This window comes from Thermomonas fusca DSM 15424 (assembly GCF_000423885.1).
Lineage (GTDB): Bacteria > Pseudomonadota > Gammaproteobacteria > Xanthomonadales > Xanthomonadaceae > Thermomonas > Thermomonas fusca.
The window spans coordinates 1-1,034 of the sequence record NZ_AUIV01000056.1 but is presented as its reverse complement, the minus strand read 5'-3'; the positions used below and the strand labels follow the sequence as shown (position 1 = coordinate 1,034).

Annotated in this window: 1 protein-coding gene; it reads right to left on the bottom strand. The window is 60.6% G+C overall.

The window, feature by feature from the left end; genetic code table 11:
- Positions 1-470: 470 nt before the first annotated feature.
- On the bottom strand, positions 471-923 hold the full coding sequence (locus tag G582_RS0113335) for a DMP19 family protein (RefSeq protein ID WP_028840233.1): 453 nt from the start codon (positions 921-923) through the stop codon (positions 471-473).
- Positions 924-1,034: the final 111 nt, after the last annotated feature.

Below are 1,034 nucleotides of genomic sequence, written 5' to 3'. Positions count from 1 at the left end.
AGCCGCGCCGCGAAGCGGCGTCGGCTTGAACGAATTGTTAGGGCCGACGTTACGGCCGAAGCGCCGGAACCGCAAGCAGCAACGCCACGCACGACACGGGAGCCGCTGAGCGAAAGCCGAGTCACGCGCAGGCCAAGGCTGGAAGAGCCGAAGCCAGAGCGCCGCCCGACCGAAGCGAGAGCACCGGCCCGCGAACGCGCAACGGCAAGCACCACACGACGCGACAACACCTGAGCGCGAACACGAAGCTCAACTCACGCGCTTGGCGGCGGCGAACCCGCGCTGTCCGAAGCGACGCGTCCGAAGCGAGAAGTGGAACGCGCGAACCACTGATCAACGTCAACCCAGCAAAACGCAAGAAGCGCAGAGCGTGATGCAATTGCCGAAGCCGACAACACTGGAAAGCTTTTTCCCAGGCCTAACACCTGAATTAAGCCGAGCCGCGAAGCGGCTTCGGCTTGAATGAATTGTTAGCCGTTTGAGGCAGCAAAGCCATCCGCTGCTGTGTCAAAGCCGCCATTCTCTGTCTCGACCAGCTTGAAGAATGTTTCGTCCAGATTTCCGAATGGGCCGACCTCGTCGTCGCCCGCGGACTCCCAGATCGCCTCAAGCGCATCCTCGCGCTCGCCTCTGTCCCGCGGATAGCTGGGACCAAACGCAGACATTGCCGCTTCTATTAGAGCAGCAGTCTGCGGCATTCCGATGGCGCGGAATGCTTGCACACCCTCGGGCGCGAGCACGCCCGTGCTGTTGGAGAAGAACTGCTCAAAGCCACCATTGTTGATCTCGGACTGGCACCAGTGAGCCGCAAACAAGATCCGAGACGCCTCTGGAGAAGCGCTGTATTGGTCAAGAAAGACGTCTGGGCCGTCATAGATCGAGACTTTCTCCCAGATGGGGTCAACAAGACTCCAATAGCCCATGTCCTCTCTCCTAACGGCTAACACCTGAATTAAGCCGCGCCGCGAAGCGGCGTCGGCTTGAATGAATTGTTAGGCCGCAGAGCCGTCGGCCCACACGACCTGACCGGGATG